This is a genomic window from Mycobacterium shunyiense, assembly GCF_058270035.1.
The window spans coordinates 87,192-108,694 of the sequence record NZ_JBZDPT010000034.1 but is presented as its reverse complement, the minus strand read 5'-3'; the positions used below and the strand labels follow the sequence as shown (position 1 = coordinate 108,694).

The following is a 21,503-nucleotide window of genomic DNA, read 5'->3' as shown; positions in this document are numbered from 1 at the left end:
CGCCGATGAACCGCCGGGAGATCTCGGACGCCGTCGGCCCGCTGGGCTGGCGCCTGGTGCTGGGAGCCGTCTACACCGAGGTCCTGGCCCCGTCGATGGGCGACGCCGCCTCAGCGGCCGGCCACGTCGTGCACGCGGCCGGCGCGGATGCGTCACAACACCTCTCCGTCGACATCCGCGGTGACCGGGCGGTGCTGAGGCTGCGCACGCGCGACGCCCACGCGGTGACCGAGCGGGATCTGGAACTCGCCCGTGAGGTGTCCCAGGCGCTGGCCGGGCACGGCTTCGAAACGACCACCGGTCGTGTGGCCGTCCAGGCGATCGAGATCGCGATCGACGCCCTCGACATCGGTGCGGTCCGCCCGTTCTGGAAGGCCGTCACGGGTTATATAGACGAAACCCCAGCTGAACCGGGCGTATCAGATCTCAACGCCGGACTCGTGGATCCCTTCGGCCGTGGCCCGGCCATCTGGTTTCAGCAGATGGATGCGCCTCGGGCCCAACGTAACCGGATCCACCTCGACATCGACGTTCCCCACGACGCGGCGCAGGCCCGCGTCGACGCGGCGCTGGCCGCAGGCGGCATATTGCTCAGTGACCGGGTCGCCCCGCGCTTTTGGGTGCTGGCCGACACCGAGGGCAACGAAGCCTGCATCTGTACCTGGCAGGGCCGTGACTGAAGACACGCCTTAAGGTTGTCGCCTGTGATCACCCGCATGTCCGAGCTGTTCCTGAGAACCCTGCGCGACGACCCCGCTGATGCCGAGGTGCCCAGCCACAAGCTGCTCATCCGCGCCGGCTATGTCCGGCCGGTCGGCCCCGGCATCTACAGCTGGCTGCCGCTGGGCCTGCGGGTGCTGCGCCGGATCGAGAACATCGTGCGGGAAGAGATGAACGCGATCGGTGGCCAGGAGATCCTGCTGCCTGCACTGCTGCCCCGCGGCGCCTACGAGACCACCAACCGGTGGACCGAGTACGGCGACACCCTGTTCCGGCTGCAGGACCGGCGGGGCAACGACTACCTGCTCGGGCCGACGCACGAGGAGATCTTCACGCTGACAGTCAAGGGGGAGTACTCCTCCTACAAGGACTTCCCGGTGATCCTGTACCAGGTCCAAACCAAGTACCGCGACGAGGCGCGTCCGAGGGCCGGCATTCTGCGCGGCCGTGAGTTCGTGATGAAGGACTCGTACTCGTTCGACGTCGACGACGACGGCCTGAAGAACGCGTACCACGCGCACCGTGAGGCGTACCAGAAGATCTTCGGCCGCCTGGGTGTGCGCTACGTGATCGTGTCGGCGGTCTCGGGCGCGATGGGCGGCAGTGCCTCCGAGGAGTTCCTGGCCGAGAGTGAGGTCGGTGAGGACACCTTCGTGCGTTGCCTGGATTCCGGCTACGCCGCCAATGTGGAGGCGGTGATCACCCGGGCACCGGCGCCGCTGCCGATCGACGGGCAGGCCGCCGCGCAGGTTCACGACACCCCGGACACCCCCACCATCGCGACACTGGTGGACTGGGCCAATTCGGCTGGCCTGGAACAGTTCTCTGATCGCGAGGTCACCGCCGCCGATACCCTGAAGAACGTCCTGCTCAAGACCCGCGAGCCCGGCGGCGAGTGGGAGCTGCTGGCGGTCGGTGTGCCGGGGGACCGCGAGGTCGACGAGAAACGCCTCGGCGCTGCGCTGGAACCCGCCGAGTTCGCCCTGCTCGACGACGCGGATTTCGCCAAGAACCCGTTCCTGGTCAAGGGCTACGTCGGACCGAAGGCCTTGCTGGACAACGGGGTTCGCTACCTCGTCGATCCGCGCGTGGTGGACGGCACAGCGTGGATCACCGGTGCCGACGCGCCTAACAGGCACGTCGTCGGCCTGGTCGCAGGCCGTGACTTCACTCCCGACGGCACCATCGAGGCCGCCGAGGTCCGCGAAGGCGACCCGTCGCCGGACGGCGCCGGCGTGCTCGCCTCGGCGCGGGGCATCGAGATCGGTCACATTTTCCAGCTGGGCCGCAAGTACGCGGAGGCCTTCACCGCCGACGTGCTCGGCGAGGACGGCAAGCCGGTACGGCTCACGATGGGCTCCTACGGCATCGGGGTTTCCCGCATGGTCGCGGTGATCGCCGAGCAGCAGCACGACGAACTCGGCCTGCGCTGGCCCAGCGCCGTCGCACCTTTTGATGTGCACGTGGTCGTGGCCAACAAGGACGACGCCGCACGGACCGGGGCGACCGAACTGGTCGCCGCGCTGGACCGGCTGGGCCACGAGGTGCTGTTCGACGACCGCAAGGCCTCACCCGGCGTGAAATTCAAGGACGCCGAGTTGCTGGGTATGCCGTGGATCGTCGTTGTCGGACGCGGCTTCTCCGACGGTGTGGTGGAGCTGCGCAACCGGTTCACCGGTGAGAACCGCGAGATCGCCGTCGACGATGCGGCGGCCGAGATCTCGGCGGCCCTCACCGCCGGCTGATCCAGCGCGAGCAGACGTGGCGGTACCCCGGAGAACGCGTTACCGGGTACCTGAGCGTCTGCTCGCGGGTTATTCGCCGCCGCCGGGGAAAGCGACCGTCACCGGCCAGGCGTTGACGATGGCTCGCCACCTGGCCGCCGTGACGGCAGTCTGGGTCAGCGCGGCCACCGCGAACGTGCGGTCGTCGTCACTGACGGCCTGCTCGAGCACCGCACGCCAGGCCACCGAGGAGTCCTCCTCCATCCGGATCGCGAGGTTGGCCGCGTCGGCCGGATCGGTGACCGGCGCAGGCAACTGATATCCGGCCGCGGGCAGCGGCGGGGTGACCGAACGGGCTTCGAGCCTGGCCATGGCCTCCTCGCGACGCGCCCGATGTTCGGCCATCGCCGTGGCGACCAGCGCGTTGTCCTCGGCCGTCGAATGAGCAGAGACCAGCCCGTAACCGTAGATGACCCCATGCTCGACGGCCACGGCGTCGAACAGTGCGGCATCGGCGGCGGTCGTCGGCCGGGTGGGCGAGGTGGTCGATCGTGGTCCCGGTGAGGTCACTGTGCACCTCCCAGCGCGACGGTGTGGCCGGCCGTGCACGAGGCCGCGATGGATCCGAGCAGTCCGGCGCGATAGCCGGACAATCTGCGGGCCAGGCCGGCGGCCCGGTCGGCGGACTCTCTGAGCGCATCGACGACGTCATCGACGCTGGGCGCCGACGGGTCTGCCCCGGTACCCGGAGCAGCCTTGGCTGTGCTCTTGGTGGTGGCAGTGGTGGTGTTCGCCGGGGTGGAACCCGTCATCCGGGTCAACTCGTCGGCCAGGGCTTTGGCGTGCGCGCTGCGATCGGTCGCCACCGCATTTAGCGCCCGGGTCACCGGTGCCTGGGCAGGCTGGGCGGCGGCCGCGTCGGCGGCCAGCGCACTGTCGGCGCGCGCCCGGTCCAACTGCGCGGTCAGGTCGTCCACTTCGGGTTGAGGGGGCGTCGTACTGCATGCGGCGGTGGCGCCCAGCAGGGCAAGGGCCGCGGCCGAGAGCAGTACGCGTCGCCGGCTGATGTCTGCATGGGCGCTCGGCACGGTGAACATCCTGCCATTGCTCAGACACCCGCCTGACGCGGCGCTGACTGGCCGGCCGGCCCGGGCGCGACGACATTCGCCACGCACCGAACTGCGATTGGCGGTTGCTGCCGGGGGCCTGGCGTATCGTGGATAGGCAATTCCGGGGCCGATCCAGGTGGCTGGCCCTGAGACTTTGTGTCGGAGACAATTCAAGATGAGGAGCTCGCCGTGGCACCGGATCCAAAGTTGCGGTCTGCGGATTTGCCGTCGCAGACGCAGGTGATCGAGCTGCTCGATGGCGAGTTCGCACGCGCAGGCTATGAAATCGACGATGTCGTGGTCGACGCGTCGACCCGGCCGCCCCGCATCACCGTGATCGCCGACGGCGACGAAGGTCTCGATCTCGATTCGCTGGCGGCGCTGTCGCGGACGGCTTCTGAGTTGCTCGACCAGGTTGCACCGGGCGACACGCCGTATGTGCTCGACGTCACCTCGCCGGGTGTGGATCGGCCCCTCACCAAGGCCAAGCACTTCCGCCGCGCCCGCGGGCGCAAGGCCGAGCTCACGCTGGCCGACGGTTCGGTGTTCACCGGCAGGCTCGGGGAAACCGACGGCACGGTCCTGAAAGTCGTGGTGCCGGAAGGTCGCGAACTGGCCATCCGTGAGATCGCTCTGACTGATATCGCCAAAGCTGTTGTCCAAGTGGAGTTTTCACCTCCGAACCGACGCGAATTGGAACTGTCGGGAGAAACTGGGAAGGGGGCCGGCGAATGAACATCGACATGGCGGCGCTGCATGCCATCGAAGCCGACAAGGGCATCACTGTCGACGTGGTCGTGGAGACCATCAAATCGGCGTTGCTCACCGCGTATCGCCATACCGAGGGTCATGAGCCCGACGCGCACATCGACATCGACCGGAAGACCGGCGTGGTCAAGGTGATCGCCCGTCAGACCGACGCCGACGGCAACGTCCTGCACGAATGGGATGACACACCCGAAGGATTCGGGCGGATCGCCGCGACGACGGCCCGCCAGGTGATCCTGCAGCGGCTGCGCGACGCGGAGAACGAGAAGACCTACGGGGAGTTCGCAGCCCACGAGGGCGACATCGTGGCCGGAGTCATCCAGCGCGACGCGCGCGCCAACGCCCGCGGGCTGGTCGTGGTCCGGATCGGCAGCGAGACCAAGGGCTCGGAAGGCGTGATCCCCAGCGCCGAGCAGGTGCCGGGGGAGCGCTACGAGCACGGCGACCGGTTGCGCTGCTACGTCGTCGGCGTCACCCGAGGCGCCCGCGAGCCGTTGATCACGCTGTCCCGGACCCACCCGAACCTGGTCCGCAAGCTGTTCTCCTTGGAGGTACCCGAGATCGCCGACGGATCGGTGGAGATCGTGGCGGTCGCCCGGGAGGCCGGGCACCGGTCCAAGATCGCCGTGGCCTCGCGGGTCCCCGGACTGAACGCCAAGGGTGCCTGTATCGGCCCGATGGGGCAGCGGGTGCGCAATGTGATGAGCGAACTGTCCGGCGAGAAGATCGACATCATCGACTACGACGAGGACGCCGCCCGATTCGTCGCCAACGCCCTGTCACCGGCAAAAGTCGTGTCCGTGTCGGTGATCGATGAGGCCGCGCGGGCGGCACGGGTGATCGTGCCGGACTTCCAGCTTTCACTGGCGATCGGCAAAGAAGGACAAAATGCCAGGTTGGCGGCCCGGCTGACCGGCTGGCGGATCGATATCCGCAGCGATGCGGCGCCGCAACCGGAGCAGGATGTGCGTCCCGGGGCGGTACACGACTGACAGTAGTGACCGGCGTTTCGGAGCACGGGCCCCGGGGCGGTAGACTCAGCCGTGATCCAGCGCGAGACTCCGGCTCTGACGCAACGAAGCACCTCCGACACCTCTGTCGGACCAGTGCGGACCTGCATAGGGTGTCGGAAGCGAGAGTTGGCCGCCGAGTTGCTCCGAGTGGTTGCGGTGACCGACGGGAACGGGACGAGTTCCGTAACCGTTGACCCCGCGGCGAGTCTGCCTGGGCGTGGTGCGTGGCTGCACCCCGACCAGCAGTGCGCACAGATGGCAGTGAAGCGACGAGCCTTCGTCCGAGCGTTGCGACTCACCGGTTCACCGGATACATCCGCGGTGATCGAGTACGTCGAGAAGTTCGACCTCGACGGGCCCGCCACCCCGGCAACAGAACAGGTAGCGAAGAACATGAGCACACCGTGAAGTCCCGATGACCATGCGTCATAGCTAAACCCGAGGCGCGGCGCCTACCACCGCTGTTGCCTCCAGACGAGGAGATGTAGTGGCAGCAGGTAAGGCCCGTGTACACGAGTTGGCGAAGGAACTCGGTGTCACCAGCAAGGAACTCTTAGCCAAGCTCAAGGAGCAGGGCGAGTTCGTCAAGTCGGCGTCCTCCACTGTGGAGCCGCCGGTCGCGCGTCGTTTGCGCGAGTCGTTCGGCACCAAGGCCGGCGGCAAGAAGCCCGAAGACAAGCCCCGCCCGCAGGGCAACGCTGCAGCGTCCGCGGCACCCAAGCCCGGCGCTCCGGCTCCCAGCCCCGCGACGGCGGCCAAGCCGTCACCGGCCAAGCCCGCGGCCCCCGTGGCCCCGGCGGTCGAACCCCAGGCTCCGGCAGCCGAGGCGGCCCCGGTCGCTCCGGCCCGTCCTGCCGCACCCAAGCCGGCTGCCCCGCAGCCTCCGGCCGCGCCCAGTGCGCCGGCCGCTGCTGCGCCCAGCGCCCCGGCAGCGCCCACTCCGGGCGCCACGCCCGGTCCGCGGCCCACTCCCGGTGCCACCCCCGGCCCGCGTCCGGGTCCGGCGTCGGGTGCCCCGAAGCCGGCCCCGCGGGCCCCGCGGGTCGGCAACAACCCCTTCTCTTCGCAGCAGCCGGTCGAGCGGCCCATCCCGCGGCCGCAGCCGCGTCCCGGTGCCCCGCGTCCCGGTGGTGGCCCGCGTCCGTCGCCCGGCAACATGCCGCCGCGTCCGGCCGGTGCCGGTGCTCCCGGACGTGGTGGCCCACGTCCCGGCCCGCGTCCCGGTGGCGGCCCCCGTCCCGGCGGTGCCGGTCAGGGTGCTCGTCCCGGTGGCGGTGGCGGCGGTAACTACCGCGGCGGCGGTGCCGGTGGTGGCGGTGGCGCACCCGCAGGTGGTGGCGGCGGTTTCCGCGGCCGCCCCGGTGGTGGTGGCGGCGGTCGTCCCGGTCAGCGCGGTGGCGCAGCCGGTGCGTTCGGTCGTCCCGGCGGTGCCCCGAAGCGCGGCCGTAAGTCGAAGCGGGCGAAACGCGCCGAATACGAGAACATGCAGGCGCCGGTCGTCGGTGGTGTGCGGTTGCCCAAGGGCAACGGCGAGACCATCCGGCTCGCCCGCGGCGCATCGCTGAGCGACTTCGCCGAGAAGATCGACGCCAACCCGGCCGCGCTGGTCCAGGCGCTGTTCAACCTCGGTGAGATGGTCACCGCGACCCAGTCGGTCGGTGACGACACCCTGGAGCTGCTCGGCAGCGAGATGAACTTCAAGGTGCAGGTCGTCTCGCCCGAGGACGAGGACCGCGAACTGCTGCAGTCCTTCGACCTCACCTACGGCGAGGACGAGGGCGACGAGGACGACCTCGAGTTCCGCCCGCCTGTGGTCACCGTCATGGGTCACGTCGACCACGGCAAGACCCGACTGCTGGACACCATCCGCAACGCCACCGTCCGCGAGGGCGAGGCCGGCGGCATCACCCAGCACATCGGCGCCTACCAGGTCGAGGTCGATCTGGACGGCAACGTCCGGCCGATCACCTTCATCGACACCCCCGGTCACGAGGCGTTCACCGCCATGCGTGCCCGTGGTGCCAAGGCGACCGACATCGCGATCCTCGTGGTCGCGGCCGACGACGGCGTCATGCCGCAGACGGTGGAGGCCATCAACCACGCGCAGGCCGCTGATGTCCCGATCGTGGTGGCGGTCAACAAGATCGACAAGGAAGGCGCCGACCCGGCCAAGATCCGGGCGCAGCTCACCGAGTACAACCTGGTGGCCGAGGACTACGGCGGCGACACCATGTTCGTCGACATCTCGGCCAAGCAGGGCACCAACATCCAGGCGCTGCTGGAAGCGGTCGTACTGACCGCCGACGCGGCCCTGGACCTGCGGGCCAACCCCGACATGGAGGCCCAGGGTGTGGCGATCGAGGCGCACCTGGACCGCGGTCGCGGTCCGGTGGCCACGGTGCTCATCCAGCGCGGCACCCTGCGTGTCGGCGACTCGGTGGTGGCCGGCGATGCCTATGGCCGCGTCCGCCGGATGGTCGACGAGCACGGCGACGACGTCGAAGAGGCGCTGCCCTCGCGTCCGGTCCAGGTCATCGGCTTCACGTCGGTGCCCGGTGCCGGTGACAACTTCCTGGTTGTCGACGAGGACCGCATCGCCCGCCAGATCGCCGACCGGCGCAGCGCGCGCAAGCGCAACGCGCTGGCCGCACGCAGCCGCAAGCGGATCAGCCTGGAAGACCTGGATTCGGCACTGAAGGAAACCAGCCAGCTGAACCTGATCCTCAAGGGCGACAACGCCGGTACGGTCGAAGCCCTCGAGGAAGCGCTGATGGGCATCGAGATCGACGACGAAGTGGAGCTGCGGGTCATCGACCGCGGTGTCGGTGGTGTCACCGAGACCAACGTCAACCTGGCTTCTGCCTCGGACGCGATCATCATCGGGTTCAACGTCCGTGCCGAAGGCAAGGCGACCGAGCTGGCCAACCGCGAGGGTGTGGAGATCCGGTACTACTCGGTGATCTACCAGGCCATCGACGAGATCGAGAAGGCCCTCAAGGGCATGCTCAAGCCGGTCTACGAGGAGAAGGAACTCGGCCGCGCCGAGATCCGGGCGATCTTCCGGTCGTCGAAGGTCGGCAACATCGCCGGCTGCCTGGTCACCTCGGGCATCATGCGTCGCAACGCCAAGGCACGGCTGCTGCGTGACAACACGGTGGTCGCGCAGAACCTCACGGTGTCCTCGCTCAAGCGCGAGAAGGACGATGCCACCGAGGTCCGCGAGGGTTACGAGTGCGGTCTGACGCTGACCTACAACGACATCAAGGAAGGCGACGTCGTCGAGACGTACGAACTCGTCGAGAAGGTTCGGACGTAGGGTATGGCTGATCCGGCACGGGCCAAGCGGCTGGCCAAGCGGATCTCCACCATCGTCGCCTCGGCGATCGAGTACGAGATCAAGGATCCGCGGCTCAACGGCGTGACGATCACCGATGCCAAGATGACCGGTGATCTGCACGACGCCACGCTGTACTACACGGTCATCGGGACCAGTCTCGATGAGGAACCGGACTATGCCGGCGTGGCCGCGGCGCTGGAAAGTGCCAAGGGCGTATTGCGGACAAAGGTGGGCGCCGGGACCGGGGTGCGATTCACCCCGACCCTGGCGTTCGTCCGCGACACCGTGCCCGACGCGGCGCACCGGATGGAGGAGCTGCTGGCCCGGGCGCGGGCTGCCGATGAGGAAGTGGCGAGAGTCAGGCAGGGCGCCAAGCATGCCGGCGACGAAGACCCGTACCGTGTGAACGGGGCGGAGGACACTGATGGGCTTGCCGACGGGGCAGACACAGAGGATGCCGGTGACCGCGATCGAACGGATGACTGAAACTGCTCATTCGGGGGCACCCAACGGGTGCCCTTCCGGTCAGCGTGTCGACGCGCGTGCGGCAGCCGACCTTCTCTCCGGCGCGGCGAGCATCAGTGTGGTGTGCCATGTCTATCCCGATGCCGACACCATCGGCGCCGGGCTGGCCCTCGCACAGGTGCTCGACGACGCCGGCAAACAGGTCGAGGTGGCCTTCGCGGCTCCCGACCAGCTGCCCGAATCCCTGCAGACCCTGCCGGGCGGGCATCTGATGGTCTCGCCGAGCGCCATCCGGGATGACGCTGATCTGGTTGTCACAGTGGACATCCCGAGCGTCAATCGGCTTGGTGCACTGGCGGGACTGGCCGGCCCCGGCCGTGAGGTCCTGGTGATCGATCACCATGCGTCCAATCAGTTGTTCGGCACCGCCAACTACGTCGACCCGACGGCGGATTCCACCACGATGCTGGTGGCCGAACTTCTCGACGCCTGGGACAAGCCCATCGACAAGCGGGTGGCGCACTGTCTGTACGCCGGGCTGACCACCGACACCGGCTCGTTCCGCTGGGCGACCGCGCGGGCGCACCGGTTGGCGGCCCGGTTGGTCGAACTCGGAGTGGACAACGCTTCGATCAGTCGCGCTCTCCTCGACACGCATCCGTTTGCATGGTTGCCGATGCTGTCGCGGGTGCTGGCTTCGGCGCGGCTGCTCCCGGCTGCTGTCGGTGGCCGCGGACTCGTGTACGCCGTTGTGCCGCATGACGAATGGTCCAGCGCCCGGCCCGAGGAAGTGGAAAGCATCGTCGACATCGTGCGCACCACCCAACAGGCAGAGGTTGCCGCGGTGTTCAAAGAGATTGAGCCGCAACACTGGTCGGTGTCGATGCGGGCGAAGTCGCTGAACCTGGCCACGGTCGCCAGCTCATTCGGTGGCGGCGGTCACCCGCACGCGGCCGGGTACTCGGCCGCCGGGCCCGCCGATGACGTCGTGCAGGCGCTTGCGCAAGCTCTTGCCTGACTGCGTGCGGCACGCCTCTCCCGGGCGGGCGCATGGTTGAACCCGAAGGCGATATTCCCGTCACGCCGGCCACCACCCGCCGGATCGCCGGCCTGGCGTTTCCGGCACTCGGTGTGCTGGCCGCCGAGCCGATCTACCTGCTCTTCGACATCGCCATCGTCGGGCGGCTGGGCGCGCTCAGCCTGGCCGGCCTGGCGATCGGCGGCCTGATCCTCGGCCTGGTCAACTCGCAGGGCACGTTCCTGTCCTACGGCACCACGGCACGCTCGGCCCGCATGTTCGGGGCGGGTGACCGGCAGTCCGCCGTCGGCGAAGGTGTGCAGGCCACCTGGTTGGCCCTCGGACTGGGCCTCCTGATCATCGCGGTGGTACAGGCGGCGGCGGTGCCGCTGCTGTCGGCGATCGCGGGACGCTCCGACATCGCCGACGCCGCACTGCCGTGGCTGCGGATCGCCATCCTGGCCGCCCCGGCGATCCTGGTGTCGCTGGCAGGCAATGGCTGGATGCGCGGGGTACAGGACACGGTCCGGCCGCTGCGCTACGTGGTGTTCGGGTTCGCTGTGTCGGCGGTGCTCTGCCCGCCGCTGGTCTACGGCTGGCTGGGCCTGCCCCGGCTGGAGCTGGCCGGATCTGCGGTGGCCAACCTGGTGGGGCAGTGGGTGGCGGCGCTGTTGTTCCTGCGGGCCCTGTTGAGTGAGAAGGTGGCGCTACGGATTCAGCCCGCGGTACTGCGGGCCCAGTTGACCATGGGCCGGGATCTGCTGTTGCGGTCGATGGCGTTCCAGGCCTGCTTTCTGTCGGCCGGAGCCGTCGCTGCCCGGTTCGGTGCCGCGGCCGTGGCGGCCCATCAGGTTGTCCTGCAGGTCTGGAGTTTCCTTGCACTGGTGCTGGATTCGCTCGCCATCGCCGCGCAGTCGCTCGTCGGCGCGGCGTTGGGCGCGGGTCAACTTGCGCATGCCAAGAGCGTGGCCTGGCGGGTGACGCTGTTCTCCACGATGGCCGGTGTGGTGCTGGCCCTGGTGTTCGCCGTCGGCTCCTCGGTGCTGCCGCCCGTGTTCACCGATGATCAATCGGTGCTGGCGGCGATCAGGGTGCCGTGGTGGTTCCTGGTGGCCCAATTGCCGGTGGCGGGAATCGTCTTCGCCCTCGACGGTGTGCTTCTGGGCGCCGGCGACGCCAAATTCATGCGCAACGCGACCCTGGCCAGCGCGCTGGTCGGGTTCCTGCCGCTGATCTGGTTGTCGCTCATCTACGGCTGGGGCCTGTTCGGTATCTGGTCGGGGCTGAGCACGTTCATGGTGCTGAGGCTGATCTTCGTCGGCTGGCGGGCGTTCTCAGGGCGCTGGATGGTGCCCGGGACCGCTTAGTTGCAGTTGCACCGCGAGTGAGCGTGTCTGCACCCCGACACGCCGCTCAGCACAGGCATTTTGCGCACGCTCGTGCATGGGGCTACTGCCGCTTACCGCTGACCACCCAGACTGCTCCCTTTCCCGCGCCGTGCTCGGCCACTGACACCTCATCGAATCCGATGCCACGGCACAGCGTCGCAAACGCCTCGGCCTGCTGTCGTGTCCAGCCGTGGCTGGCCAATCCGGTGGCGTCATCGGGTGATTGACGCTCGATCGCGATCAACCTTCCACCCGGAACCAGCACGCGGTGGGCCTCGGCAACTGCCTTGTCGACGTCCTGCCAGTGGTGCACGGTGGCCAGTGCCCACACCACCGTGGCAGAACTGCCCGGCACGGGCAGTGCTTCTGCGGTGCCCTCGCGCCAGGTGATGGGCGCGCGTTTCGGCGTGACCAGCCGCGCGATGCGCACCATGGTGGACGAGGGGTCGACGCCGGTCACTTGCGCCCCGCGGCGGGCGGCCACTCGGGCGGCGGTGCCCGGTCCGCAGCCCACATCCACGACATGGTCTGCCGACGAGAGTTGCGCGACATCAGCGACCAACCGGGCCTTCGCCCGGCCCACCAGGAGGAAGGCCAGCCCGCACAACACCCCGGTGACCCCCGCGAACCCGGGGTGGTCGGCATGGTGATTGATCGCACGCGCGGCGTTCATAGGTAGACCTTGCCGGTTCAAGGTGGGTTGAAGTCAAATGGCGGCATGGACCTGATCCCGATCGGAGAGGCCGCGGCGAGGTTGCAGATGAGCCCGTCGGCGTTGCGGTACTACGACGAACGCGGCTTGGTGTCCCCTCGACAGCGGCAGGCCGGCAAGCGGATGTACGGGCCCGAGGAGCTGCGCCGGCTCGCGTTGCTCAAGATTGTGAACCGGTTGGGTCTTCCCCTCGACACCGCGGCCGCGGTGCTCGACGCGCCGAGTGAACAGTGGCGCGAGACGGTGCGCGAGCAGATCGCCGCGCTGGATCGGGTGATAGCGCAAGCGCAAGGGGCGCAACAGTTTCTGATTCATGCGTTGCGTTGCCCGAAAGACCACCCGGCGCGCGAATGCGACACCATGATCGGCGCGCTGGACCGGCTCGTCGATGGGATGAGCGTCGAGGAACTCGCCAGCGACCAGGCCGGGTGGCTCGTGGACTGACCCTCACCCGAGAATCCCTGGAGAACGCCCGCTTTGTCACGCTGGAGTGGCACTCGAGCTCGACCGCCACTCCAGCGTGACAAAGCGCGTCAGCGCACCTGCGCGCGTCCCCGCTCGATCACGGAGCTGCGGCTGGCCGCGATGTCGTCGCCGGACGCCGTTGCCATCCAGGCGCGGGCGGAGGCCGCTTCGATCCACAGCCCTTGATTGGTCTGGGATTCGTCGATGCGGTGGTAAGAGGCCAGTAGCGCCCGGACCGCGGCTTGATTGTTGGCGACGATCGAGGCGGCCACCTTGCGAGCCGTTGGCAGCAGCTCGTCGTGGGGGACCACCTCGGTGACCAGCCCGGCCCGCAATGCGTCGGTGGCCGAGAGATAGTCACCGGTCAGGCTCATCCGCCGGGCCATGCCCACCCCGACTTTCTGCGGCAGGCGCACGCTCAGGCCCCAGGTCGGCAACAGCCCGACCCGCGCGTGGGTGTCGGCGAATCGGGCCTGCTCGGAGGCGATCAGGATGTCGCAGTACAGCGCCAGCTCCAGCCCACCGGTGACCGCGGCGCCGTTGATCGCGCCGATCACCGGCTTGGTCATCGCCGGCCACTTGGGGGAGATGTCGGGCAGCTCGGTGGTGTCGCCGAGTTCCTTGAGGTCCAGGCCTGCGCAGAACACCGGATCGGCACCGGTGAGGATCACCACGTCGACACCCTCGTCGGCCTGCGCGTCGCGCAACGCCTGGTAGAACTCGGTGCGCAGTCGCGACGACAGGGCGTTGCGGGACTGGGGCCGGTTCAGCGTCAGGGTGCGGACTCGGTCGGTGGTCTCGATCAGCAGGACGTCATCACTCATGCGATCAACCTATCGTGGGGTCATGTGCCGCAATATCACGGAGCTGCGTGGGCTGGAGCCCGCCGCCACTGACGAAGAGATCGAAGCCGCGGCGCGCCAGTATGTGCGCAAGGTCAGCGGCATCACCCGACCGACCGGGGCCAACGTCGAGGCCTTCGAGGCCGCCGTCGCCGAGGTCACCGCCACGACCACCAGGCTGCTCGACGGACTCGCCCCGCGTCGGCAGCCGCCGAAAACCGTCCCGCCTCTACGTCGTCCAGAGGTGCGAGCCCGCCTGGCCGCACAGTGAGGCCGACTCCTGCGCTCAAGGAGTGGAGCGCGGCCGTGCACGCGCTGCTCGACGGTCGACAGACCGTGCTGCTGCGCAAGGGTGGCATCCACGAAAAGCGGTTCTCGGTCGCCGCACCGGAATTCGTGCTGTTCCCGACGATCGCGCACAGCCACGCCGAACGGGTGCGCCTCGAACACCATGACCTGCTCGCTGAGGCGTCCGCCGACAGCACCCAGGACACCGTGACGGTTCGAGCTGGAGCGAAAGTTGTTGCCGCTGTGGAGGTCAACCGTCCCGAGTCGATCGACGACCTGGCCGACCTGCACATCTGGACCGCCGAATCGGTGCGGGCCGACCGCCTCGATTTCCGCCCCAAACACCGCCTGACCGTCCTGGTCGTCCAGGTGGCCCCGTTGCGCACGCCGATTCAGCTGACCCGCACCCCCGAGTTCGCCGGATGCAAGAGCTGGGTCGACCTTGCGCTGCAGGCGGACTGGGGCCCGCCGGTGCACGACGACGCGATGTTGCGTGATGTCGCTGAGCGGGTGCGAACCTCAGTCGGCTGAGGGCGGCACCGGGCCGGCAGGCAACACCACCCGCGACACCCCGCCCTGACCGTGATGCACGGTATGGGTGGCCGGCACCAGCTGGGAACCGGAGATCGGCGGCTCGGCGGTGCCCAGGTTACGGGCGAAGCGTGGATGTGAGCCGCCGGCGATCAGCAGTCGGATCCGTGACCCCGCGGGGAAGCGGTGCGCGACGGCGTCGAGCTCGAGCCGAACCGGTCCGGTGTGATCATTCAACCGGAGGAAACCATCGGACACGTTGCGGGACCGGCCTTTTGCGTCCACCTCACTGATCCGCACGAAGATGTCGTGATGTGGGTTGTCGCAGCTGTGTGCCAGCTCGACGACCGGGTTTCCGGCCACATACAGATCGGCAGGAAGCGGATCGCCGGTGAACGTCAGCACATCGTCGCGCCGGGCCAGTCGAGTGTCGTCGCGGTATCCGCCGGCCGCGGCTAGCAGCCGGCCGCCGACGGTGGGCGTGGGGTCGGCGGGGTCATAGGTGAACGTCGATGAGCGCTCGCGCGAAGAGCTGTCGTCCGACGGCGGGGCGGTGTCCGGCGGAGCGCTGTCGGTCAGTCGACCCGTCGGCTGCAGGAACAACTCGTGCTCCGGCATGGCCGGCGGCCAGTCGGCCAGCTCCACCCAGCCGCGCCCGTTGACATGGATCCGGACGGTGCTGCGGGTGGTCTCGCCGTGGCCGGCCAGGTGGGCGCCCAGCCAGTCCAGCGATTCGCCGACCACGGTGGTGAGCCCCTTGGTCATCAGCTGTGTGTGAGTCCACGGACCGACCGTCAATGCCACCGGGACACCGCGCCGGTGCAGCTGCTCGTACTGCTCCAAGGTTTGGTCCAGGAACAGGTCCTGCCATCCACTGAGCAGCAGGATGGGTACCTCGGCCTGCTGCAATGCGTCGTCGAACCGCAACAGGTCCCAGAACGGATCGTCGCGTTCGGGATGCTCCAGCCAGGATTCGTACCACGGTGCGCCCGTGCCCAGCAGCTGACGGCCGGCTGCACCCATGGGTAGGCCGGCGGTCGCCTTGGCGAGCTCGGCGGGCCCGCGCAGCTGCCGCGACAGGGCCTGCACCACGCCGGGCTCCTCCTGGCGGGCGACCATCGCACTCCAGCCGAGGAAGTCGTTGAGGGAGAACGATCCGGTGCCCCAGGAGGATGCGCTGAAGTCGTGCGGGCCGACGGTGATGACGGCGGCCTTCATCTCCGGCGGCGGATCGGCCAGCAGCGCCCACTGGGTGAAGCCGAGGTAGGACAGGCCCACAGTGGCGAACGAGCCGGTGAACCACGGCTGGTCGCGCAGCCAAGCCACGGTGTCGGCGCCGTCGGCCATTTCGTGGACCATCGGTGTGAATTGCCCGCCTGAGCCGAACGTGCCGCGCACACTCTGCAGCACCACGTGGTAGCCGCGAGCCGCATACACCTGGGCGAAAAGGGGTGAGAACGGGAAGCGTCGGCCGTAGGGCCCGCGCACCAGGAGAGTGCCCGCGGGACTGTCGGTGACGGGTGCGTAGTGATCGGCGATCAGCTCGACCCCGTCGCGCATCGGCACCCGCAGCCCGTGCTGCACTGTGAAGTCGGTCGTGTGCGGCGGCAGACCCAGAACTTTGCTGACCGCCTTACCGGCGTACCGGCGGAACTTGCTCACGCAACCAGGTTACGGATCGGCCGCCGCGGTGCTCGGACTCGGCGGCGCTCAGAACTTGTAGTACGGCGCGAGTTCGTGGGCCCGCTGCAGGTTGACCTGCAGGCAGTCCGGCCGATCCGGGGAGTGGACCGGCGAGTAGAACAGCGACTGCTGGATGAGGCCGTAACTGGTCTTGAACGCGATCATGCAGGTGACCCACCACCGATCGTTCCAGTCGGTCGGCTTCATGATCCAGTACTGCGCCGCGCGGTGACCGTTCACGTCCAACTCGACCGCATCGGCCGGAATGGTCTGCTCGTAGGTGCGCCAAACGAACGCCTCGACGGCCATCTGGTAATTGCCGGCGTCGTAGTGGCAGCGCAGGCTGTCCTCAGGCTCGGGCGGGGTGTAGGCCAGGCCGATCCGCTGGACCGCGTCGAACGGGATGTCATTGCACGGATCGAACGGTGAGGGGTCCGTGGTCTCGACGACCGGCCACTTGATCGTGGTGGACACGTTGGTCATCGGGAGGTCGGTGACGTCGAGTCGGAGCGGGCCCGAGTCTGCGCCTTGGGTCTGGTTCGGCTGCCACGCCACGAGCACCGCCGCAACCAACGCCGCAACCAGCCCTGTCGAAGCCGAAAGTAGGCGCAACTTGGCGGCCATCACACCCCCTCGTAGTTTGGTGGCAAAACCGTTCCCCGGCTTGCGGGGAGTGTAGCGGTCTGTCGCGACGGACTCGACCATAAACGAGAACCTGTTCTAGTTGTCAACGGCCTGCTGTCGCGCCGCCCGGTTAGGCTGGTCCGTTGTGGTGGTGCAACTGTGATGATTGATCACGAATCAAGGGACCGGCAGCCGGTTCTGTGGGCGATCAGCGACCTGCATACCGGTCACAACGGGAACAAGCCGGTGACCGAGTCGCTGTATCCGGCCTCGCCGGACGACTGGCTGATCGTCGCGGGTGATGTCGGGGAGCGCACCGATGAGATCAGATGGGCTCTGGACCTGCTGCGCAAGCGGTTCGCAAAAGTCATCTGGGTTCCGGGCAACCACGAACTGTGGACCACGAACAAGGACCCGATGCAGATCTTCGGCCGGTCCCGCTATGACTATCTGGTCGACATGTGCGACCAGATGGGTGTCATCACTCCCGAGCACCCGTTCCCGGTGTGGACCGAACAGGGCGGCCCGGCCACGATCGTGCCGATGTTCCTGCTCTACGACTACACCTTCCTGCCCGAGGGAGCCTCGAACAAGGCCGAGGGGTTGGCCATCGCCCGGGACCGGAACGTCGTCGGCACCGATGAGTTCCTGTTGTCCAGTGAGCCCTACGCGCCCCGCGACGCCTGGTGTCGTGAACGGGTGGCGGCCACCCGCAAGCGACTCGAAGACCTGGACTGGATGACCCCGACGGTTCAGGTCAACCACTTTCCGATGGTCCGAGAACCCTGCGATGCGATGTTCTATCCGGAGTTCTCGTTGTGGTGCGGTACGACGGCCACCAGGGACTGGCACACCCGCTACAACGCGATCTGCTCGGTATACGGCCATCTGCACATTCCACGCACCACGTGGTACGACGACGTGCGCTTCGAAGAGGTTTCGGTCGGCTATCCGCGGGAGTGGCGTCGCCGCAAGCCCTTCCGTTGGCTGCGCCAGATCCTGCCCGACCCCAACTACACGCCCGGGTATCTCAACGAGTTCGGCGGACACTTCCAGATCACGGCCGAGATGCGAGCCCACGCACAGCAGATGCAGGAGCGCATCAAGGCGAGGCGCGCATGAGCGGCACGTTGTTGGGGCAGGTGCTGCCTGATATGCCGGACAAGCTCGCGGCGGCCGAGATGTACGACGACCCGCCGGGTCTGACGGCGCTTCCGGAGGAGGCGGAACTGGTGGCCCGTGCGGTGGCCAAGCGGCGTAACGAGTTCACCACGGTGCGCTACTGCGCCCGCCAGGCGTTGGGCGAGCTGGGCGTGGGTCCGGTCCCGATCCTGAAGGGGGACAAGGGCGAGCCGTGCTGGCCCGACGGCATCGTCGGTAGCCTGACGCACTGTCAGGGCTTTCGCGGGGCGGTGGTCGGCCGGGTCGGCGGTGTCCGCTCCGTCGGCATCGACGCCGAACCGCACGACGTGCTACCCGACGGGGTGCTGGGCGCCATCTCCCTGCCGTTGGAGCGCTCCGAGCTGGGTGGGCTGCCCGACGGTTTGCACTGGGACCGAATCCTGTTCTGCGCCAAGGAGGCTACCTACAAGGCGTGGTACCCGTTGACCCACCGCTGGCTCGGGTTCGAAGATGCCCACATCACGTTCGGGGTGGACGGGTCGGGCACCGCCGGAACATTCCGCTCCCAGATCCTCATCGACCCGGCCGCCGAACACGGGCCGCCGCTGACCGCACTCGACGGCCGCTGGTCGGTGCGCGACGGCGTCACGTTGACGGCGATCGTGCTGTGAGCCGACCGGTTCCGGACCCCGGTTTGGTGATCGTCGACAAGCCGGCCGGAATGACCAGTCATGACGTGGTGGGTCGGTGCCGGCGACTGTTCGGCACCCGCAAGGTCGGTCACGCCGGCACGCTCGACCCGATGGCGACCGGTGTGCTGGTGGTGGGGATCGAACGCGCCACCAAGATCCTCGGCCTGCTCACCGCTACCGACAAGTCGTATTCGGCAACGATCCGGCTGGGACAGACCACCACGACCGAAGATGCCGAAGGTGAAGTGCTGCAGTCGGTCTCAGCTGCGAGCGTGACCGACGAGCAGATCGAAGCCGCCGTCGCGACGCTGCGCGGCGACATCGAGCAGGTGCCCTCGGCGGTGAGCGCCATCAAGGTCGGCGGTCAGCGGGCCTACAAGCTGGCGCGTGAGGGGCAGACTGTCGAGTTGGCCGCCCGGCCCGTACGCATCGGCCGGTTCGAGGTACTCGCCGTCCGGCGGGTGGACGACTTCGTCGACGTTGATGTCGAGGTGGACTGTTCCTCGGGCACCTATATCCGCGCCCTGGCTCGCGATGTCGGTGTGGCGCTGGGTGTTGGTGGGCATCTGACGGCCCTGCGGCGCACCAAGGTCGGTCGGTACGGCCTCGACGAGGCCCGCACCCTGGACGAGCTCGCAGAGGAGGCGCGGCTGAGCTACTCGCTCGACGAGGCCTGCCTGGTCGGTTTTCCGCGCCGCGACCTGACCGACGCGGAAACCGAGGACACGCGGCACGGCCGGGCGCTGACCCCCGCCGGGATCGACGGGGTCTACGCTGCCACCGCGCCCGACGGGCGGGTCATCGCACTGCTGCAGGACGGCACGTCGCGCACCAAGAACGTCGTGGTGCTCCGGCCGGCGACGCTGTAGGTGACTGTTGCGACGCTACATGCAATCAAGTCGGTATGTTAGGTCCATGCTGACCATTACCCTGGTCGGCTAGGATTCGGGCGATGTCAGCAGTGGTCAACGGGCAGGCCAAGCGGCGCACGCAGGCTGAGCGCAGCGCTGCGATGCGGACGCGCCTGCTGGATGCCACGGTTGAGTGCCTGGTCACCTACGGGTACGCGGGCACCACCACGCAGCGGGTCGCAGAGGTCGCGGGCGTCACGCGCGGCGCCCAGGTGCACCACTTCCGGTCCAAGGAAGACCTGGTGGTGGCGGCGATCGAGCACTTGGCCGAGCAGCGAGTCCAGGCCGCGGTTCGTGATCTCGGGCGAGCGGCCGGCAGTCCGGATGCGGTGTCGACGATGCTGGACTACCTCTGGGAATCGCATCAAGGTCCGATTTTCGTTGCCACGCTGGAACTCTGGGTGGCAGCTCGCACCGACGCGGTGCTGGCGGCGCAGATCGAGCGCGTCGAGCCGATCGTCAACGGTGCGCTGATCGCAGCATTGGCGCAACTGGTGCCAGACCGGGCTGCGCAAAAAGAACTGCGAGACCTGGCGTATACCGCCATGGACGCACTGCGGGGGATTCTGTTGTCCAGTTTCGCCGACCGCAACCCGGAGCGCGCCAAGAAGCGCTGGGACCGGGTGTGCGTCCAGTTGCGCGGCATGCTCACCGAAGCTCTGGGTGGCGAAACCCTGAGCGTCGACAACTGACCGCAGACTCCACTTCGTAACGAGCCTTCGGTCTCTCCACCTGCCATCTTCTGGTGAACCTCGGACGGTCCAGCAGACCCTCTTGTTAAGATACAAACCAGTTGGTATGTTTCTGACATCGCACAGAAAGTGAGGGTTTGATGCCCAACAAGGTGTATGTGATCGGTGTCGGGATGACGAAGTTCGAGAAGCCCGGCCACCGGACCAACGACGACGGGTCGGCGTGGGATTACCCGGATATGGCTCGCGAATCTGGCTCGAAAGCATTGGCGGACGCGGGGATTGACTACCGCGAGATTCAGGAGGCCTACGTCGGCTACGTCTATGGGGAATCGACCTCAGGGCAGCGGGCCGTCTACGAACTCGGGATGACAGGTCTTCCGATCGTCAACGTGAACAACAACTGTTCGACTGGATCCACCGCGTTGTATCTCGCGGCGCGGGCGGTGCGGAGCGGCATGGCCGACTGCGCGCTGGCGCTCGGTTTCGAGAAGATGCAGCCTGGCTCCCTCGGGTCGACGTACGACGATCGCGAACAGCCGATGGCCAAGCATTTCCTGGCGCTGGCCGAGATCTCCGAAGTGTTGTTTCCGCCGGCGCCCTGGATGTTCGGCGCTGCCGGGCGTGAACATATGAAGCAATACGGTTCCACCGCAGAGCATTTCGCCAAGATCGGTCACAAGAACCACAAGCACTCCGTGAACAACCCGTACGCCCAGTTCCAGGACGAGCACAGCCTCGACGACATCCTCGGTTCGCGGATGATCTACGACCCGCTGACCAAGCTGCAGTGCTCACCGACCTCTGATGGGTCCGGAGCGGCGATCCTGGCCAGCGAGGAGTTCGTCGACAAGCACGGACTGTCCGCCCGGGCCGTGGAGATCGTCGGTCAGGCAATGACCACCGATTTCGAGAACAGCTTCGACGGCACCTGTAAGGCATTGATCGGCCATCACATGAATGTCGCTGCCGCCCGGCAGGTTTACGACGAGTCAGGGCTTGGCCCCGAAGATTTTCAGGTCATCGAACTCCACGACTGCTTCAGCGCCAACGAACTGCTGCTGTACGAGGCGTTGGGTCTGTGTGGCGAGGGGGAGGCGCCGAAGCTGATCGACAACGGCGACACCACCTATGGCGGGAGGTGGGTAGTCAATCCGTCCGGCGGGCTGATCTCGAAGGGCCATCCTCTCGGTGCCACCGGCCTGGCGCAATGCGCCGAACTCACCTGGCAACTGCGCGGCACCGCCGACAAACGTCAGGTCGACGGCGTCACCGCCGCATTGCAACACAACATCGGCCTCGGCGGCGCCGCCGTCGTGACCGCTTACCAGCGCGCCGAGCGCTAGAGATTTCCTCCGCGAGCAGACGTGAAAGCACCCGGTTCTACGGCATGTCGGGT

The 21,503-nt window shown here is 67.8% G+C and carries 23 protein-coding genes; 17 read left to right on the top strand and 6 right to left on the bottom strand.

All coding sequences use genetic code 11. From position 1 onward, the window contains the following. Window positions 1-5 precede the first annotated feature (5 nt). Together AC4ELS_RS20590 and AC4ELS_RS20585 are read left to right on the top strand one after the other, a co-directional pair. On the top strand, window positions 6-680 hold the full coding sequence (locus AC4ELS_RS20590; RefSeq protein ID WP_499048998.1) for a 4a-hydroxytetrahydrobiopterin dehydratase family protein: 675 nt from the start codon (window positions 6-8) through the stop codon (window positions 678-680). Window positions 681-704: 24 nt separating this feature from the next. Continuing rightward, the gene (locus AC4ELS_RS20585) at window positions 705-2,465 is read left to right on the top strand and encodes a proline--tRNA ligase (protein WP_499048995.1); all 1,761 of its coding nucleotides are present in this window, start codon (window positions 705-707) and stop codon (window positions 2,463-2,465) included. Window positions 2,466-2,534: 69 nt separating this feature from the next. Here the strand turns inward: AC4ELS_RS20585 and AC4ELS_RS20580 are convergent, their stop codons facing one another. After that, window positions 2,535-3,014, bottom strand: coding sequence for a ferritin-like domain-containing protein (locus tag AC4ELS_RS20580; RefSeq protein WP_064886856.1), 480 nt, complete (start codon window positions 3,012-3,014; stop codon window positions 2,535-2,537). Continuing rightward, window positions 3,011-3,541, bottom strand: a complete 531-nt coding sequence (locus AC4ELS_RS20575) for a hypothetical protein (protein ID WP_110777797.1) — start codon at window positions 3,539-3,541, stop codon at window positions 3,011-3,013. Before AC4ELS_RS20575 ends, AC4ELS_RS20580 begins: the two co-directional genes overlap by 4 nt. A gap of 201 nt (window positions 3,542-3,742) precedes the next feature. On the opposite strand from AC4ELS_RS20575, the gene rimP reads away from it, so the two are divergent. The 7 genes from rimP to AC4ELS_RS20540 all read left to right on the top strand — a co-directional run bounded on the left by rimP (window position 3,743) and on the right by AC4ELS_RS20540 (window position 11,521). After that, a complete protein-coding gene (gene rimP, locus AC4ELS_RS20570) occupies window positions 3,743-4,288 on the top strand; it encodes a ribosome maturation factor RimP (protein WP_064886979.1) in 546 nt (181 codons plus the stop codon). Next, complete coding sequence (gene nusA, locus AC4ELS_RS20565) at window positions 4,285-5,313, top strand: transcription termination factor NusA (RefSeq protein ID WP_055113091.1); 1,029 nt, start codon at window positions 4,285-4,287, stop codon at window positions 5,311-5,313. The genes rimP and nusA overlap by 4 nt, the downstream gene beginning before the upstream one ends. A gap of 51 nt (window positions 5,314-5,364) precedes the next feature. Then, window positions 5,365-5,742 carry a YlxR family protein gene (locus AC4ELS_RS20560; RefSeq protein WP_082941880.1) on the top strand — a complete coding sequence of 126 codons (378 nt, stop codon included), beginning with the start codon at window positions 5,365-5,367 and terminating at the stop codon, window positions 5,740-5,742. Window positions 5,743-5,821: 79 nt separating this feature from the next. Next, window positions 5,822-8,650, top strand: a complete 2,829-nt coding sequence (gene infB, locus AC4ELS_RS20555; RefSeq protein ID WP_448448968.1) for a translation initiation factor IF-2 — start codon at window positions 5,822-5,824, stop codon at window positions 8,648-8,650. Window positions 8,651-8,653: 3 nt separating this feature from the next. Next, entirely contained in the window at window positions 8,654-9,157 is a 504-nt protein-coding gene (gene rbfA, locus AC4ELS_RS20550) for a 30S ribosome-binding factor RbfA (protein ID WP_064884259.1), read from the top strand. Continuing rightward, window positions 9,150-10,154 (top strand): DHH family phosphoesterase, encoded by a 1,005-nt coding sequence (locus AC4ELS_RS20545; protein ID WP_064959974.1) that lies wholly within the window; start codon window positions 9,150-9,152, stop codon window positions 10,152-10,154. Before rbfA ends, AC4ELS_RS20545 begins: the two co-directional genes overlap by 8 nt. Before the next feature lie 32 nt (window positions 10,155-10,186). Beyond that, window positions 10,187-11,521, top strand: a complete 1,335-nt coding sequence (locus AC4ELS_RS20540) for an MATE family efflux transporter (protein ID WP_448448967.1) — start codon at window positions 10,187-10,189, stop codon at window positions 11,519-11,521. A gap of 82 nt (window positions 11,522-11,603) precedes the next feature. Here AC4ELS_RS20540 and AC4ELS_RS20535 read toward each other — a convergent pair whose 3' ends face one another. Beyond that, on the bottom strand, window positions 11,604-12,215 hold the full coding sequence (locus AC4ELS_RS20535) for a class I SAM-dependent methyltransferase (RefSeq protein ID WP_448448966.1): 612 nt from the start codon (window positions 12,213-12,215) through the stop codon (window positions 11,604-11,606). Between the two features lie 45 nt (window positions 12,216-12,260). On the opposite strand from AC4ELS_RS20535, the gene AC4ELS_RS20530 reads away from it, so the two are divergent. Next, the gene (locus AC4ELS_RS20530) at window positions 12,261-12,698 is read left to right on the top strand and encodes a MerR family transcriptional regulator (RefSeq protein ID WP_448448965.1); all 438 of its coding nucleotides are present in this window, start codon (window positions 12,261-12,263) and stop codon (window positions 12,696-12,698) included. 89 nt (window positions 12,699-12,787) lie between these two features. Here AC4ELS_RS20530 and AC4ELS_RS20525 read toward each other — a convergent pair whose 3' ends face one another. Continuing rightward, a complete protein-coding gene (locus AC4ELS_RS20525) occupies window positions 12,788-13,543 on the bottom strand; it encodes an enoyl-CoA hydratase (protein WP_064884273.1) in 756 nt (251 codons plus the stop codon). Between the two features lie 22 nt (window positions 13,544-13,565). On the opposite strand from AC4ELS_RS20525, the gene AC4ELS_RS20520 reads away from it, so the two are divergent. After that, a complete protein-coding gene (locus AC4ELS_RS20520; RefSeq protein WP_064884276.1) occupies window positions 13,566-13,832 on the top strand; it encodes a DUF2277 domain-containing protein in 267 nt (88 codons plus the stop codon). Continuing rightward, window positions 13,829-14,380, top strand: coding sequence for a DUF1802 family protein (locus AC4ELS_RS20515; RefSeq protein ID WP_448448964.1), 552 nt, complete (start codon window positions 13,829-13,831; stop codon window positions 14,378-14,380). Before AC4ELS_RS20520 ends, AC4ELS_RS20515 begins: the two co-directional genes overlap by 4 nt. Here AC4ELS_RS20515 and AC4ELS_RS20510 read toward each other — a convergent pair. Beyond that, the gene (locus AC4ELS_RS20510) at window positions 14,369-16,042 is read right to left on the bottom strand and encodes a CocE/NonD family hydrolase (RefSeq protein WP_499048990.1); all 1,674 of its coding nucleotides are present in this window, start codon (window positions 16,040-16,042) and stop codon (window positions 14,369-14,371) included. The two genes, AC4ELS_RS20515 and AC4ELS_RS20510, sit on opposite strands and share 12 nt — an antisense overlap. A gap of 48 nt (window positions 16,043-16,090) precedes the next feature. Continuing rightward, the gene (locus AC4ELS_RS20505; protein ID WP_064884485.1) at window positions 16,091-16,687 is read right to left on the bottom strand and encodes a DUF3558 domain-containing protein; all 597 of its coding nucleotides are present in this window, start codon (window positions 16,685-16,687) and stop codon (window positions 16,091-16,093) included. Window positions 16,688-16,849: 162 nt separating this feature from the next. Between AC4ELS_RS20505 and pptH the strand changes: the two genes are divergently transcribed. From pptH to AC4ELS_RS20480, 5 genes are all read left to right on the top strand, one after another. Then, window positions 16,850-17,809 carry an ACP phosphodiesterase PptH gene (gene pptH, locus AC4ELS_RS20500; protein ID WP_499048987.1) on the top strand — a complete coding sequence of 320 codons (960 nt, stop codon included), beginning with the start codon at window positions 16,850-16,852 and terminating at the stop codon, window positions 17,807-17,809. Further along, window positions 17,806-18,480: a 4'-phosphopantetheinyl transferase PptT gene (gene pptT / locus AC4ELS_RS20495; RefSeq protein WP_064959954.1), complete on the top strand. Its 675-nt coding sequence runs from the start codon at window positions 17,806-17,808 to the stop codon at window positions 18,478-18,480. Before pptH ends, pptT begins: the two co-directional genes overlap by 4 nt. Next, window positions 18,477-19,370, top strand: coding sequence for a tRNA pseudouridine(55) synthase TruB (gene truB, locus AC4ELS_RS20490; RefSeq protein WP_082941740.1), 894 nt, complete (start codon window positions 18,477-18,479; stop codon window positions 19,368-19,370). The genes pptT and truB overlap by 4 nt, the downstream gene beginning before the upstream one ends. Window positions 19,371-19,453: 83 nt before the next feature. Then, entirely contained in the window at window positions 19,454-20,104 is a 651-nt protein-coding gene (locus AC4ELS_RS20485) for a TetR/AcrR family transcriptional regulator (protein ID WP_064884286.1), read from the top strand. Window positions 20,105-20,244: 140 nt separating this feature from the next. Beyond that, window positions 20,245-21,450 carry a lipid-transfer protein gene (locus AC4ELS_RS20480; RefSeq protein ID WP_448448960.1) on the top strand — a complete coding sequence of 402 codons (1,206 nt, stop codon included), beginning with the start codon at window positions 20,245-20,247 and terminating at the stop codon, window positions 21,448-21,450. Window positions 21,451-21,503: the final 53 nt, after the last annotated feature.

Coding starts and splice junctions, on each gene's coding strand:
- AC4ELS_RS20535 (WP_448448966.1), bottom strand. CDS start 12,215: ATGAACGCCGCGCGTGCGATCAATCACCATGCCGACCACCCCGGGTTC.
- AC4ELS_RS20590 (WP_499048998.1), top strand. CDS start 6: ATGAACCGCCGGGAGATCTCGGACGCCGTCGGCCCGCTGGGCTGGCGC.
- AC4ELS_RS20505 (WP_064884485.1), bottom strand. CDS start 16,687: ATGGCCGCCAAGTTGCGCCTACTTTCGGCTTCGACAGGGCTGGTTGCG.
- AC4ELS_RS20485 (WP_064884286.1), top strand. CDS start 19,454: ATGTCAGCAGTGGTCAACGGGCAGGCCAAGCGGCGCACGCAGGCTGAG.
- AC4ELS_RS20540 (WP_448448967.1), top strand. CDS start 10,187: ATGGTTGAACCCGAAGGCGATATTCCCGTCACGCCGGCCACCACCCGC.
- AC4ELS_RS20480 (WP_448448960.1), top strand. CDS start 20,245: ATGCCCAACAAGGTGTATGTGATCGGTGTCGGGATGACGAAGTTCGAG.
- rbfA (WP_064884259.1), top strand. CDS start 8,654: ATGGCTGATCCGGCACGGGCCAAGCGGCTGGCCAAGCGGATCTCCACC.
- pptT (WP_064959954.1), top strand. CDS start 17,806: ATGAGCGGCACGTTGTTGGGGCAGGTGCTGCCTGATATGCCGGACAAG.
- AC4ELS_RS20575 (WP_110777797.1), bottom strand. CDS start 3,541: ATGTTCACCGTGCCGAGCGCCCATGCAGACATCAGCCGGCGACGCGTA.
- AC4ELS_RS20525 (WP_064884273.1), bottom strand. CDS start 13,543: ATGAGTGATGACGTCCTGCTGATCGAGACCACCGACCGAGTCCGCACC.
- pptH (WP_499048987.1), top strand. CDS start 16,850: ATGATTGATCACGAATCAAGGGACCGGCAGCCGGTTCTGTGGGCGATC.
- nusA (WP_055113091.1), top strand. CDS start 4,285: ATGAACATCGACATGGCGGCGCTGCATGCCATCGAAGCCGACAAGGGC.
- AC4ELS_RS20520 (WP_064884276.1), top strand. CDS start 13,566: ATGTGCCGCAATATCACGGAGCTGCGTGGGCTGGAGCCCGCCGCCACT.
- AC4ELS_RS20545 (WP_064959974.1), top strand. CDS start 9,150: ATGACTGAAACTGCTCATTCGGGGGCACCCAACGGGTGCCCTTCCGGT.
- AC4ELS_RS20530 (WP_448448965.1), top strand. CDS start 12,261: ATGGACCTGATCCCGATCGGAGAGGCCGCGGCGAGGTTGCAGATGAGC.